The organism is Klebsiella sp. I138 (assembly GCF_051131765.1).
Lineage (GTDB): Bacteria > Pseudomonadota > Gammaproteobacteria > Enterobacterales > Enterobacteriaceae > Klebsiella.
On the sequence record NZ_CP180447.1, the window covers coordinates 1,558,583 to 1,572,447 of the forward strand.

The following is a 13,865-nucleotide window of genomic DNA, read 5'->3' on the forward strand; positions in this document are numbered from 1 at the left end:
GACCTTCATTTTGTCTCCACTTTTATTTGCTGAAATCTCAAGGCACATAAAAATAAAGGATGTAGAGATGAAAAAGATTGTCTTGTTATCGGCGGCGATGTCATTTGCGCTTTCTTCACTGGCGTTTGCAGCCGATAATCCGCCGCCACCGCCGGGGAAAAACGTCGCTGGCCAACAGCATAACGGCCACGATAAAAACGCGCAGCAGCACAACGGAAAGCAGCCACCGCAGGGCGGGCAGCATAACGGCAAACAGCCGCTGAAAGGTAAACCGCCCGCACACGATAACAAGCAGCCGCCGAAAGGCGGCCAGCACAATGGCAAACCGCTGCCGCCAAAAAAATAATCACTTCCTGACCCGGCGCTTCGTAATGCCGGGTTTTTTTTCGCCTTTCGTCAGGAAAGACTGACGCAGACTTTGCTCTTCTTTGATAACCCGATAATAAAGCTCAAAAAATTCAGAGCATAGTAGCCCCACTCGTCTGTAAGTGGGAATGGATATGCTCAGGAGATGTGTTTCGACGTTGGTGCTGATGTGTGCGTTATTTTCCGGCCATCTGCTGGCCCGCAAACAAGGACATGAATACTTCCCGGTACAGAGCCTCGAACAGCAGCTGCTGCACGAGGCCGACAGTGATGAGTTGCGCAGCCAGCGGGACGAAGCCGCCGCCGATCTACGCGAACGTCACCACTGGCAGAATGCGCGCAAACCGAAAATGCACGTCCACCAGTAGCGCTTACCGCCGATCAGGCGCCTTTACGTTTCGGTAAAGTTTTCAGCAGGTCATCCGGGCTGACCGACGCAACGATGCTTCCCGGAAGCGGCATTTTCAGAATGTGATTTTTCATCTTGCCCACGACGTGCATTTCGCACGGGCGGCAGTCGAACTTCAGCGTCAGCACTTCGTCGCCATGAATGAGCTGCATCGGCGTCGCTTTCCAGCTCTTGATCGAGCCCTTGGCCTGTTTCGGGCAGAGATTGAAAGCGAAACGCAGGCAGTGCTTGGTGATCATCACCGGCACGTCGCCCTTCTCTTCATGCGCTTCATAGGCGGCATCGATCAGCTTGACGCCGTAGCGCTGGTAAAACTCGCGCGCTTTATGGTTATAGACGTTGGCAAGGAACGACAAATGGGTTTCAGGATAAACCGGCGGCGGCACGGAAACCGCTTTGCGCTGGCCGCGCGGGGCGGCATTCACCCGCGCTTCATCCAGCAACTCTGTCGTTTCCCGACGCAGCTGATTCAGCAGACTATTGGGCACAAACAGCGCTCCGGGCAGGTTGATCTGCACATCGCGGGCGAAATAGAGGGTCTGCCCCAGCTTCGCCACGCCGTCACGCAGATTCGCCAGCGCCTTCTCCGCCTGGGTTGCTTCGGCAAATTCACCGTCGAGGGTGTGGGTGACGCTGACCCCATCTTCGCAGGTCATCGTCAATACCAGCTGTTCCTGCCAGCCGCTGAGCGTGATATCAACCGCAATCCGTCGCTCGCTGGAGGTCTTTTGCAGCGCCTGCTGCCAGTTGTGGTCAAGGTTGCGGTTTAATACCTGATGTGGCCGGACTTTATGCAGGTCCGCCGGCATCTCATTCGGCCACACGCGATAGCGGTTTTCGCCGGTTTTTTCCACCGTATTGGCGCGAAAACCTACAATTTCGCGCTTAATCATCACGTTCAGACCATCGCCGTTAGTCAGCGCCTCGGTCACTTCAACATCCAGGTGGTCTTTACCCACTTTCAGCACTTCACCCACCGGCAGGCCGATAAACTTCGGTGAATCAAAGGCACCGATATCGCCTTTGCGCGCATTCACAAAATAGTCGGTGCTGCCGCGATGGAAGGTTTTATCGGTAGATGGGATAAAGAAGTGTTCTGTGCGCCCGGTGGATGAGCGCATCAAATCGCCGCGATCTTCAATAATCGCATCGAGCATCTGGCGATAGTGTGCCGTGATGTTCTTCACGTAGCTCATATCTTTGTAGCGGCCTTCAATTTTGAAGGATCGTACCCCGGCATCAATCAACTGGGCCAGGTTTGCCGTCTGGTCGTTATCTTTCATCGACAGCAGATGCTTCTCGTAGGCCACCACGCGGCCCTGATCGTCTTTTAACGTATACGGTAAACGGCAGGCCTGTGAGCAGTCGCCTCGGTTGGCGCTGCGCCCGGTCTGGGCGTGAGAGATATTGCACTGCCCGGAATACGCCACGCACAGCGCGCCGTGAATAAAGAATTCGATCGTCGCGTCGGTATTGTCGTAAATCGCTTTAATTTGCTGCAGGTTCAGCTCACGCGCCAGGACGATTTGGCTAAAACCGACATCGGAGAGGAATTTCGCTTTCTCAACACTGCGGATATCGCACTGGGTGCTGGCATGGAGTTCGATAGGCGGAATATCCAGCTCCAGCACCCCCATATCCTGCACAATCAGCGCATCTACGCCGGTTTCGTAGAGATCGGTAATCAGCCGCTGCGCCGGCTCCAGCTCATCATCGTGAAGGATGGTATTCAGCGTCACAAAGATTTTCGCACCATAGCGATGGGCGAAAGGCACCAGTCCGGCGATATCGCTGAGGCTGTTGCTGGCGTTGTGGCGTGCGCCGAAACCCGGCCCGCCGATATACACCGCGTCTGCGCCGTGTAAAATCGCTTCACGGGCGATCCCGACGTCGCGGGCGGGGCTAAGAAGTTCAAGATGATGGTTGTGCAGGCGCATACGCTCGTCGTTATCCGTTATAGGGGTCGAAATGGCGGCTATTGTAGTCAGAAGTGGGCAGCGGTGAAATCATTTTCCGCCACGCCGAACGCGTGAATTTTCAGATTTCGGCAAAGCATTGAAGGAAAAGGTATTTCCCTCTCAAAATGTCGTCGGTTACTGTCATCTCGTATTCCGGATTTTCCTCGTCACGTTGTGAGTGGTTATCATTAATCATTTGATTGGCCGCAGGTTAGATCCCTGCGGCTTTTTCTTTGGGATAATGAATCAACGAGTGGAAATGGACCGTTTGCGCGCCGCTGTTACGGTAGGCATGCGCCAGGTCTCCGGCAAACCGCCGCCCTTCTCCGCCCGTTAACGTCAGCCATTCTCCGTGCAGACACAGCTCAAGCACACCGCTTATCACCACCACATGTTCAATCACCCCTTTCTCGTGCGGCGTGGATTCGCTGAGCGCGCCGGGTGCCAGGGTAATGGAGAAGTGATCGAAACGCAGCTCCGGGTCCCACGGGAAAACAGGCGTCACCACCATCGCCTGCTGCTGCGGGTCAAAGGCGGCGGGAATGGCCGATTCATCAGCCACGATGAACGCCGAGAACGGCACGTTCAGGCCGGTGGCAATTTTCCACAAGGTGGCCACCGTCGGGCTGGATTCATTTCGTTCAATCTGTCCGAGCATCGCTTTTGACACACCGGTCTCTTCCGCCAGCCGCGACAGGCTCCAGCCGCGCTGCTGACGCAGCGTTTTCAGGGTCGTCGCCAGATGTTGCGCAATATTCATTCCACCTCCAGATTGTCTCAGCGGAAATTATACTCGCATTGATATGATTCTACAGGGAGTTTAGTGACGAAAGCGGCTGCGGCACTCGCGTAACCCATCCTGACGCCAGCGTGAAAAGACGTTAAGAGAGTTGTACGCTATAACGCACAATGCTACAGTCTGCCGGATGCTATAACGCACAAGAGGCAACTATGCGCTCGTTTTCACTCCCGCTGCCGACGCTGCTCGCCGGGTTTATTGCCGTTCTGGTGGGCTATGCCAGCTCCGCCGCGATTATCTGGCAGGCCGCGGCCACCGCGGGCGCCAGCCCGGATCAAATCGCCGGCTGGATGACGGCGCTGGGTCTGGGAATGGGCGTCAGTACGCTGGCCCTTACGCTGTGGCGCAAAGTGCCGATCCTCACCGCCTGGTCAACGCCCGGCGCGGCACTGCTGGTCAGCGGATTACACGGTGTGACGCTGAACCAGGCGGTTGGCGTGTTTATCTTCGCGAATGGCTTAATCCTGCTGTGCGGGCTGACCGGCCTGTTTGCGAGGCTGATGAAAATTATCCCTCACTCGCTGGCGGCAGCGATGCTGGCGGGAATTTTGCTGCGCTTTGGTCTGCAAGCCTTCGCCAGTCTTGAAGCTAATCTCCTGCTGTGCGGCGGGATGCTGGCAGCCTGGCTGCTGTGTAAAGCGCTATACCCACGTTTTGCGGTGGTTGCGGCGCTACTGGTCGGCGCTGCCCTTGCCGGGTTTTCCGGTGATATTGCCCCCGGGCATATCAATCTGGCGTTTGTTGCTCCGGAATATATCGCGCCGCAGTTTACCTTGCCTCTGCTGCTCAGCGTTGGTCTGCCCTTCTTTCTGGTGACGATGGCGTCGCAGAACGCCCCCGGTTTCGCCACCCTGCAGGCTTCCGGCTATCAGGTGCCCGTTTCACCGCTGATGGTTGTCACCGGCGGTCTGGCGCTGATACTGGCACCTTTTGGCGTCTATTCCATCTGTATTGCTGCCATTACCGCCGCAATCTGTCAGAGCCCGGAGGTCCACCCGGACCCGCATCAGCGCTGGCTGGCTGCCGCTGCCGCCGGTGGCTTCTATCTGCTTGCTGGCGTGTTCGGTGGTTCGATTACGTCATTGATGTCGGCATTGCCGGTGGCATGGATCCAAATGCTCGCCGGACTGGCGCTGCTTGGGACGCTGGGTGGAAGCCTGTTTCAGGCGCTGAATCAGGAGAATGAACGCGATGCGGCGGTGGTGACCTTTCTGGTCACCGCCAGCGGCGTTAGCGTTGCGGGGATCGGTTCTGCCTTCTGGGGGCTGGTGCTCGGCGGCGTGAGTTTCGCCCTGCTCTCAGCGCTGCGCCGCACGTAGCTGCGAGGGCGTCAGGCCGGTGGCGCTTTTCACCCGATGACTAAAGTGGCTGGCGGAGCTGAAGCCACAGGCCATCGCGATATCGGTCAACGACCGGGCGCTGCGGCAGATAAGCTCCTGCGCTTTTGCCATTCGCCGCTGCATCACGTACTGGTGCGGCGCCATGTTCATTGACTGACGGAACATTCGGGCAAAGTGGTATTCGCTGAGTGCCGCTTCCTGGGCCAGATCCGCCAGCGTCAGCGGCTGATCCAGACTCTCCTCAACCCATGCCAGCAGATTGCGCAGAACGTGCGGCGCCAGGCCGCCGGACACCGTGGGTAAACGCCACTGCACGTTCGAATAGTGCTGGATGAGATGGGTCAACAGCAGCGTGCTGGCAGAACTTAACGTCAGCTGATTGGCCTGCTGCTGCCAGTCGTAATCGAGGAGAAACTGACGATAGACGGCGGTGATTTTGTCATCCTGGGAAAAAGTTTGTTCCTGCAGGCTAAACGACGCCGGACTGCGGTCCCAGATCTGCTCGCCAACCCGGCGCAGGTGGTCATCGGTACAGTAAAGATGAACGAACGAGAGATCACCGCGAATGTCCCAGGTGCTTTCGGCGCCCTTTGGCATCAGGCAAAAGCGATCCGGGCCGCCTCCGTTTTTCCAGCCCTGCGGTGTTTTTTGATAACTTTCGTAGCCATCGGCGACGTACAGGCTCAGCGTATGGTGATCGCTACGCACCGTCACCGTATCGCGATTGTTATACCATGCCGCCAGCTGAATCCCGGAATTGAGCTCCACCGTCTCCCGCAGGACGGCTTTTTGCCGACGTAATGTTTCAAAAGTCCCGTAAGCCATAGCCTTTACACATCTGATTTCGTCAACCTCTAGTCTATGAAGAGTCGGCACCGGATACCAGCATTCTCCTACTGCCCGGCAAAAATAAGCGCAAGAATATGCAAGTCAAACCCATAAAGATGACAGCGTTGGCGACCAAAAGCCGACACACTGCCACTTTGGTGTGCTTATGGGAGAAAAATAGTGAACGCAATACTGTACGGGCTGGTTGTCGTCATCTGGGGAACGACGTGGATTGCCATCTTTTTACAACAGGGACCCGTCTCCGCACCGGTCTCCATTTTCTGGCGTTTTGCCGTGGCCAGCGTCACGATGCTGGCGATTCTGCTGGCAACCCGCCGACTGCGCCCGCTAGCGCTGCGCGACCATTTATTCTGCGTGATACAGGGCTGCTGCGTTTTCTGCTTTAACTTCTGGTGTTTTTATACTGCCGCCGCGCACATCAACACCGGTCTCGAATCGGTTATTTTTTCGATGGCGGTACTGTTTAACGCCATCAACGGGTTTATTTTCTTCCGTCAGCAGCCCCCCGCCCGTTTCTGGCTTGCCGCCGCTCTCGGCCTTGCGGGAATTGTGACGCTGTTCTGGGACGATCTGCTCAGCAATGGGCTGAACGCTTCCCTGCTGTGGGGTATCGGCCTGAGCGCGCTGGGGACCTACGGTTTTTCCCTTGGGAATATGCTCAGCATGCGCCACCAGCGCCGTGGTCTGGAAACGCTGACGACCAATAGCTGGGCAATGCTGTACGGCACCTTGGTCATGGGGGCTATCGCCCTGGTACGCGGCGATGATTTCACGCCTCAGTGGACGCTGAGCTATATGGGCGCGCTGCTGTATCTGGCACTGTTCGGTTCGGTTATCGCCTTTGGCGCCTATTTCACGCTGGTTGGCCGAATTGGCGCCGGCAAAGCCGCCTACAGTACGCTGCTGTTCCCGCTGGTCGCGCTGACGATTTCGACGTTTTACGAAGGCTACGTCTGGCACAGCAACGCGGTTATCGGGCTGGCGCTGATTCTGGTGGGTAATCTGGTGATGTTCGCCCGTCCTGAACAGTGGTTCCTGCGCCGCAGGCTGGCATAGTCCTCCGACTGCAGGCATAAAAAAGGCGCCTTGCTTAAGGGCGCCTTTTTCGTTGTTTCGGGATTATTTCTGCGTCGGGTCAAATTTCACGGCATCGATCGCCATTTCATCAATGACCTGTTTCAGGGTGTCGATGGTCATCGGTGTGTTTTCGTTGGCCAGCGCTTTCCCCTCGCCTTTACGCACAACTTTGACCACCGGTTTGTTGGTTTTCGGGTCAATCAGTTCACCTTCGAAGTAGAGGCTGGTATCCATCGTGCGATGACCGGTCGCCATCTCCGTTCCTGCTACCACCATCGCAACCGGAACCACTTCATAGAACTGCAGGCCCTCTTTGCTGGAATCCACACCGGTGATTGCCCCACGGAAAATCAGGCTACGCGGGCCGGGATTTGCTACCAGCGGTTTGCGCTCGGAAATCGCCTGTTTCATCTGCTGGTTGGTGTAATTCAGAATATCGCGCAGCGCCTTTTCCCCGACCTGAGTAGACGGTTTAGGAATCGGGTAATAGGTGATCGGGTTATAGACAATGTTGTCGTAGTTTTTCGGATTGTAATCCGGAGAAATCCAGCGCAGTTCTGGTTTACCAGAAGCCGACGTTGTTTCTTTTAAGTTTGAATAGTCTTTTAAGAAACCAGAATATTTTTCCGGAGCGGCAATTTTTGAGGTACAGCCCGCAAGAGCTAACAGACCAGCAAGTGCTGCCACTTTAAAAATGAAATGAGTACGCATGAGTGAATCCCTGTAAATGCAGTTGTCGGCGCGATTTATAGCAAATTAACAAGGTAAGTTTTGTGACAAAAAAGGGGGTTCGTCAAACGTTTGAAAAAATAAATCCGCCACGGTGGGCGGATTAACATGTCCAGCTTATTTTATATCGACCTGATAGAAAATATGCTTGCCAAAAGGATCGATTTCGTAGTCAGAAACATCTTTGCGGACCGGTTCAAAAATAGTCGAATGGGCAATCATCACCGCCGGCATTTGGTCATGCATCATTTGCTGCGCCTGTTTATACAGGGCTTCACGTTTTGGGCGATCGGTAATCGATTTTGCCTCGGCGATAATTTTATCAAATGGCTGATAGCACCATTTCGCCGAGTTAGAACCGCCGTTTGCCGACTGGCAGGTAAATAGCGGACCAAAGAAATTGTCCGGGTCACCGGTCGCGGTCGTCCAGCCCATCAGCGCCGCCTGATGTTCGCCGTCTTTCACTCGTTTCAGGTATTCACCCCATTCATACGTAGTGATTTTGGTCTGTACGCCAATTTTGGCCCAGTCCGCCTGAATCATCTCGGCCATCCGTTTAGCGTTTGGATTATAGGGACGCTGTACCGGCATTGCCCACAGGTCAATCGTCAGCGGGCCGCTTATCCCCGCCTCCTGCAGCAGCGCTTTGGCCTTTTGCGGATCGTAAGCGTAATCTTTCAGCTCGCTGTCGGCGCTCCATACCCCCGGCGGCAGCAGGTTTTTCGCCTCCGTACCGGTACCATGGAACACCGCGTCAATAATCGCCGCTTTATTAATCGCCATCGCCAGCGCCTGACGGACTTTGACATTATCCAGCGGCGGCTTTTGCGTATTAAACGCCAGGAAGCCGGTATTTAACCCCGCTTTGCTCAGCAGAGTAAGGTTTTTATTTTCTTTCATCCGGGGTAAATCGGCCGGATTAGGAAACGGCATCACCTGGCATTCGTTCTTTTCCAGTTTGGCGTAGCGCACCGAGGCATCCGGAGTAATGCTGAATATCAGACGATCGATTTTTGCTTTCCCCTGCCAGTACTCCGGGAAGGCCGTAAAAAGAATCCGGGAATCTTTCTGGTACTGCGCCAGCTTAAAGGGACCGGTGCCAACAGGATCGGAATCAACGCGCTCAGGCGTACCGGCTTTTAACATCGCATCCGCATACTCTGCCGATAAAATAGAAGCAAAATACCACGCCAGGTCGGCCACAAACGGAGCTTCGGCTCTCGTCAATGTAAACCGCACAGTATATTCATCAGACTTATCAATTGCGGTAATTAACTGGCCGAACTCAAGGCTTTCGAAATTAGAGTAGTTGCCGTTGGACACGTTGTGATAAGGATGCTGCGGATCTTTTTGCCGCATAAAGGAAAAAATCACATCATCGGCATTAAAATCGCGGGTGGGGGTGAAATATTTATTGCTCTGAAACTTAACGCCTTTACGTAAATGGAAGGTATACACTTTTCCGTCTTCACTCACCTCCCAGCTTTCTGCGAGGCTCGGCTGTAATTCAGTGGTACCGACTTTAAAATCGACCAGCCGGTTATAAACGGGTACCGCGCTGGCGTCCACGCTGGTACCGGAGGTGTAGAGTTGAGGATTGAAATTCTCCGGTGATCCTTCGGAGCAGTAAACCAGCGTTTTTGCATTCGCGGTGGAACCAAACGCGAGTGCCGTTAATGTCAGAGCAAGCGTAGTGAGTTTGCGTTGCATTACGTTTCCTTTTTTAATTTGTCAGCTAATGAATAGCTTGTTGTTTTCCTGCCCATACATAACACTAAAGCCAGATTGCAAACACCTGAAAAAATAAATAAAGAAGGAATCACTATGTCATCACCGCTCGCCAGTCAATTGACCCAGCGCTTCTTCCGCTATCTCGCCATCAGTAGTCAAAGCGACCCCCGTGCTACCACGTTGCCCACCACGCCAGGGCAACATGAGATGGCCCGCGAACTTGCCGATGAGCTGCGGCGCCTCGGGCTTGATGAAATCGAGATCGATGAACATGCCACCGTTACCGCAGTGAAAAAAGGCAACGTCCCGGGCGCGCCGCGCATCGGTTTTATCACCCATATCGATACCGTTGATGTCGGGCTGTCCCCGGACATTCATCCGCAGATTTTACGTTTTACCGGTGACGATCTGTGCCTGAACAGTGAAAAGCAAATCTGGCTGCGGGTTGCCGAGCATCCGGAAATTCTCGCCTACCCTGGCGAAGAGATTATTTTCAGCGACGGCACCAGCGTGTTGGGTGCCGACAACAAATCGGCGGTCACGGTGGTGATGACGGTGCTGGAGAACCTGACGCCGGAACACCGCCACGGCGATATCGTGGTGGCCTTTGTTCCGGATGAAGAAGTCGGTCTGCGAGGAGCGAAAGCCCTGGATCTCAACCGTTTTGCCGTTGATTTCGCCTGGACTATCGACTGCTGCGAGCTGGGGGAGATTGTTTATGAGAACTTTAATGCCGCGGCGGCCGAAATCCGCTTTACCGGTGTAACCGCCCACCCGATGTCTGCAAAAGGCGTACTGGTTAACCCGCTGCTGATGGCTGCCGATTACATCAGCCATTTCGACCGACTGCAAACGCCCGAGCATACCGCCGGGCGAGAAGGTTACGTCTGGTTTAATGGGATTCAGGGCGATCAAAACAGCACCCTGCTGCAGGCCAGCATTCGTGATTTCGACCGCGAGAGTTTTTTACGCCGTAAGCAGCAGATTGGCGATGTCGCTGAAAAAATTGCGGCGCAGTACCCGACGGCCAGCGTTGAGTTTACGATTAGCGATACCTACAGCAACATCAGCAATGCCATTGGCGAAGATCGCCGGGCCATTGACCTGATGTTTGAAGCTATGGAGAGCATTGGCGTGACGCCGAAGCCGACGCCGATGCGCGGCGGCACCGATGGCGCGGCGCTCTCGGCAAAAGGCCTGCTAACCCCTAACTTCTTCACCGGCGCGCATAACTTCCACTCAAAGTTTGAGTTTCTGCCGCTGCGCGCCTTTGAGGCGTCGTACCACACTGCGCTTCAGCTCTGCCTGCTGGCAGCTCGTTAAGCCGGCTTTTGCGCCAGCATGGTGGCAAAACGCAGCTTGATGCGATTGCCGTTGGCGTCGGTGCGGTGCAGTTCGCCCACCTCTTCGTTGTACTTGAGGAACGACCAGTCGGCATAATAGCGCCGCAGTTCCTCAGGTTTAAAGGCAAACGGGAAGCCGACGGTGCACGGATAATCGTCGGTGTCCATGGCTGCAACGATCAGGTTATGGCCGCCTGGTCTGGTACAGCGCTGCATATTCGCGATAAGCCCCGGAATGGTGTTCGCTTCAAGGAACATCAGCACCACGGTTGAAAGAATAAAGTCATATTCACCGTCGAAGCTTAAGTTATTCAGATCCTTTACCGCAGTCTGTAGGTTCGCCAGCCCTTCCTGCGCACGAATGTCCTCCAGGTTATTGATGCTCATCGGGTTTTTGTCCCATGCGGTCACATCAAAGCCGTTTGCTGCCAGATAAAGACTGTTACGCCCGTTGCCGCAGCCCAGATCCAGCGCTTTTCCCGGCGCTATCTGGGTTGCAGCGTACACCACTTCCGAATGGGTACGGGTCAGACCGTATTTTTCAGTAAAGTAATTTTCGTCACGGATGGTCATGATTAATCCTTATTTTTTAATAATGTGGCCCGGTCAACGCGAATCAGTAATTTCCCCCGCATCAACAACAGAAACGTGCGTAGCACCAGCAGCCCAATAATCAGATTGGTAAAGACAAACAGCGGGATCGATAAGTAATGGAAAAAGCCGTTCGGCTGGCTGTGCCCGAGATGCAGCCCGGTACTGGCCAACGCGGAAATGCCAAACGAAAAGCTCCAGAATGAGGCGTTAAACGGCTGCTGCAGATACCACGGCATCAGGCGCAACATAAACAGCAGTTGCAGCAGGCCGTAGCCAAACAGCAGTTTAGCGAAAGTATCCGCCTCCCCGCCGTTGACGCTAAGCCAGGCGCTACAGGCCACCAGCGCCGGGGCCAGTTGAATACCCAGCGACGTGCGCATAGCGGTGGGGAGCTCACCATCACTGCGTAAGCGTTGGAGAATCACCGGCTCCAGGCTCAGCCACGAGAAGATCCCGGCACCAAGAAACACCAGCCCGGCATCGCTAAAGCCGAGCGCACCGCAGGCCATCGCACTGATGAAATTATTGGCCACCGTCGGTAAATAGAGGCCCGGCGTGGTGGCTTCTCCGGGGTGTTTCCCCCGCCAGAGTCCAGCGCTCTGCCAGGCAGAATACGTCAGCTGGAGCACCACGCCGAGGCTGAACAACAGCAGCGAGAGCGGACGAAACCACGGCACGAAGCCGATAGCCACCAGCATTGTGGTGGCGGGAAACAAGCTGACAAAACTGCTGGCGACCGGGTGGCGCATCTCCTGCAACACGCTCCACGGAAAGCGAATGGCCCGGGAGATAAACGCCATCGCCAGCAGCGCCCATATCGTCGCTGCCAGAGCCACCAGGCCATCTCCGACAGCCCGGCTCACTGGCCAGATAGTGCTGGCGTAGCGCCACGCGAAGCCCATGCCGATAATGCCCAGCACCATACCAAAATAGCCCGCAGGTAAATTCAGGACCTGCCGTTCAAGCGGGTTTTTATTCATTTTATTTAATTTTTCAATTTATCTTTAAGTTGCATTTTAGAAGAACCTTATAAAACGCGCTACGGAGATTTTTGCTATGTTTATGTTAACCAAAAGTAAAGAGAAGCCTTGATGAACAAATATCGTCTGAGCGACAAGGTCCGCCTGTTTCACTATGAAGAAGACGGGATTAAACATAGCGTAAATCTGCGGCAAATTGTGGCTCTGCGTGATTTCGCCGATGTGCAGGCCGGCTGTGAAGGCGGCTGGCTGGACGACGAAGCGGCGCTGAGCCAGGAGGGCGCATGCTGGATTTACGATCCCAACAGTGCGGTGTTTGCCGGGGCGCGGATTGCAGCTAACGCGAGGCTTACCGGGACCTGTATCGTCAGCCACGGCGCGATTATTCACGGCGATGCGTGGATCGACAACGGTCATATCAGCCATCACGCACAGATTAGTGACAACGTCACACTTCAGCACTCCCGCGTTCGCGGCTACTGCCGTCTCGCCGATTGGGCGCGTATTCTCCCCCACTGTCTGATTGTCGCCGCCCAGGGACTCACCGCCGACCGCGACAAGTTCCTGCAAATATACCAGCGGGCGACGGTCAGCGCTTCGCGCATTGTTCATCAGGCGCAAATCTACGGCGACGCGTTCGTGGACCATGCTTTTGTCGAGCATCGGGCGGAAATTTTTGACCATGCCCGATTGGAGGGCAACGAGGATAACGACGTTTGGGTCTGCGATAACGCCAGAGTGTATGACCATGCCCGGATCATCGCCGGACGCGCTGAAGACGCGATACCGACGCTACGCTACAGTTCACAGGTGGCGGAGAACGCCGTCGTCGAAGGAAACTGCGTGCTTAAACATCGAGTGATGGTCGGCGGTCACGCCCGGCTGTGCGGCGGCCCCATTCTGCTGGATGACGAGGTGCTGGTGCAGGGACATGCCCGCATCAGCGGTGACGTGGTGATCGAGCATCGGGTTGAAATTAGCGACGAGGCGCGGATTGAAGCCCTTAACGGCGACGTGATTCATCTGCGCGGCCGCAAAGTGATCAACGGCACGCAGCATATTACCCGCACGCCGCTGCTGGGGTCGCTGTAGCCCGACAGCCCCCGACAATCACGCTACGGGGCTATCGATAATGCGCCCGTAGATATTCTGGTCGTCATAAGATCCATTCAGGAATTCGGCCTGCTTCAGGCACCCTTCCAGGGTAAAGCCATTGCGCAGCGCCACCCGGTTGCTCTGGTGGTTAGCCACCCGACATTTGATAACAAAGCGCCGGACTTCACCGCGGCTGGCGTAGTAGTGCATAAAGGCCTGCAGCGCCTGCGAAAGCAGCCCCTGCCCCTGGTGATGCTCATCAATCCAGTAGCCGATGTAGCCGGTTTTATTCAGCGGTTCAATCTGATTAAACGACAGCACGCCCACCAACTCATCGCGGAGAAACAGTAAAAACATTTTGGCGTAGCCGCGCTGGTGAAGCATGACGTTCCCCTGCACATGGCGGCGGGTTTCAGCTTCATTGTCCACTGCGGCGGGCCAGCTAAGCGAATGCTGTAGCCAGTGCTTATTTTTTTCCACCAGCTGGTGTAAGTCGGCAACGTAGCGCTCGTCCACCGCGCGCAGCGTCAGCGGGTCGGTCACCGGGATCGTTTCAAGGGCGGGAGTATTTTCTGCGGACATGGCGGTCTCTCAC

The 13,865-nt window shown here is 55.3% G+C and carries 14 protein-coding genes; 6 read left to right on the forward strand and 8 right to left on the reverse strand.

All coding sequences use genetic code 11. The annotated features are described in order from the left end of the window. Positions 1 to 67: 67 nt before the first annotated feature. Together ACMYSK_RS07265 and ACMYSK_RS07270 are read left to right on the forward strand one after the other, a co-directional pair. Entirely contained in the window at positions 68 to 346 is a 279-nt protein-coding gene (locus ACMYSK_RS07265; RefSeq protein WP_434641400.1) for a hypothetical protein, read from the forward strand. Between the two features lie 154 nt (positions 347 to 500). Beyond that, positions 501 to 734 carry a DUF2554 family protein gene (locus ACMYSK_RS07270; protein WP_434641402.1) on the forward strand — a complete coding sequence of 78 codons (234 nt, stop codon included), beginning with the start codon at positions 501 to 503 and terminating at the stop codon, positions 732 to 734. Between the two features lie 13 nt (positions 735 to 747). Here ACMYSK_RS07270 and ACMYSK_RS07275 read toward each other — a convergent pair whose 3' ends face one another. Then, positions 748 to 2,712, reverse strand: coding sequence for a peptidase U32 family protein (locus ACMYSK_RS07275; protein WP_434641403.1), 1,965 nt, complete (start codon positions 2,710 to 2,712; stop codon positions 748 to 750). Positions 2,713 to 2,944: 232 nt separating this feature from the next. Continuing rightward, on the reverse strand, positions 2,945 to 3,493 hold the full coding sequence (locus tag ACMYSK_RS07280) for a helix-turn-helix domain-containing protein (RefSeq protein WP_434641405.1): 549 nt from the start codon (positions 3,491 to 3,493) through the stop codon (positions 2,945 to 2,947). Between the two features lie 191 nt (positions 3,494 to 3,684). Between ACMYSK_RS07280 and ACMYSK_RS07285 the strand changes: the two genes are divergently transcribed. Further along, the gene (locus ACMYSK_RS07285; RefSeq protein ID WP_434641407.1) at positions 3,685 to 4,851 is read left to right on the forward strand and encodes a benzoate/H(+) symporter BenE family transporter; all 1,167 of its coding nucleotides are present in this window, start codon (positions 3,685 to 3,687) and stop codon (positions 4,849 to 4,851) included. On the opposite strand, the gene ACMYSK_RS07290 is transcribed toward ACMYSK_RS07285, so the two are convergent. Next, a complete protein-coding gene (locus ACMYSK_RS07290) occupies positions 4,831 to 5,697 on the reverse strand; it encodes a helix-turn-helix domain-containing protein (RefSeq protein WP_434641409.1) in 867 nt (288 codons plus the stop codon). The two genes, ACMYSK_RS07285 and ACMYSK_RS07290, sit on opposite strands and share 21 nt — an antisense overlap. Before the next feature lie 183 nt (positions 5,698 to 5,880). Between ACMYSK_RS07290 and ACMYSK_RS07295 the strand changes: the two genes are divergently transcribed. Then, entirely contained in the window at positions 5,881 to 6,777 is an 897-nt protein-coding gene (locus ACMYSK_RS07295) for a DMT family transporter (RefSeq protein WP_434641410.1), read from the forward strand. Between the two features lie 63 nt (positions 6,778 to 6,840). On the opposite strand, the gene ACMYSK_RS07300 is transcribed toward ACMYSK_RS07295, so the two are convergent. Together ACMYSK_RS07300 and ACMYSK_RS07305 are read right to left on the reverse strand one after the other, a co-directional pair. Next, positions 6,841 to 7,509 carry a DUF3313 domain-containing protein gene (locus ACMYSK_RS07300; RefSeq protein ID WP_434641411.1) on the reverse strand — a complete coding sequence of 223 codons (669 nt, stop codon included), beginning with the start codon at positions 7,507 to 7,509 and terminating at the stop codon, positions 6,841 to 6,843. A gap of 135 nt (positions 7,510 to 7,644) precedes the next feature. Then, positions 7,645 to 9,237 carry an ABC transporter substrate-binding protein gene (locus tag ACMYSK_RS07305; protein ID WP_434641412.1) on the reverse strand — a complete coding sequence of 531 codons (1,593 nt, stop codon included), beginning with the start codon at positions 9,235 to 9,237 and terminating at the stop codon, positions 7,645 to 7,647. 114 nt (positions 9,238 to 9,351) lie between these two features. Here ACMYSK_RS07305 and pepT point away from each other — a divergent pair, with 114 nt between their 5' ends. Then, positions 9,352 to 10,581, forward strand: coding sequence for a peptidase T (pepT, locus tag ACMYSK_RS07310; RefSeq protein ID WP_434641414.1), 1,230 nt, complete (start codon positions 9,352 to 9,354; stop codon positions 10,579 to 10,581). Here the strand turns inward: pepT and tehB are convergent. Together tehB and tehA are read right to left on the reverse strand one after the other, a co-directional pair. Then, positions 10,578 to 11,174, reverse strand: coding sequence for a tellurite resistance methyltransferase TehB (tehB, locus tag ACMYSK_RS07315; RefSeq protein WP_434641415.1), 597 nt, complete (start codon positions 11,172 to 11,174; stop codon positions 10,578 to 10,580). The two genes, pepT and tehB, sit on opposite strands and share 4 nt — an antisense overlap. A gap of 2 nt (positions 11,175 to 11,176) precedes the next feature. Further along, a complete protein-coding gene (tehA, locus tag ACMYSK_RS07320; protein ID WP_434641416.1) occupies positions 11,177 to 12,175 on the reverse strand; it encodes a dicarboxylate transporter/tellurite-resistance protein TehA in 999 nt (332 codons plus the stop codon). Positions 12,176 to 12,286: 111 nt separating this feature from the next. On the opposite strand from tehA, the gene ydcK reads away from it, so the two are divergent. Then, positions 12,287 to 13,267, forward strand: a complete 981-nt coding sequence (gene ydcK / locus ACMYSK_RS07325) for a YdcK family protein (RefSeq protein WP_434641417.1) — start codon at positions 12,287 to 12,289, stop codon at positions 13,265 to 13,267. A gap of 18 nt (positions 13,268 to 13,285) precedes the next feature. Here ydcK and rimL read toward each other — a convergent pair whose 3' ends face one another. Continuing rightward, positions 13,286 to 13,852, reverse strand: coding sequence for a 50S ribosomal protein L7/L12-serine acetyltransferase (rimL, locus tag ACMYSK_RS07330; protein ID WP_434641418.1), 567 nt, complete (start codon positions 13,850 to 13,852; stop codon positions 13,286 to 13,288). Positions 13,853 to 13,865 lie beyond the last annotated feature (13 nt).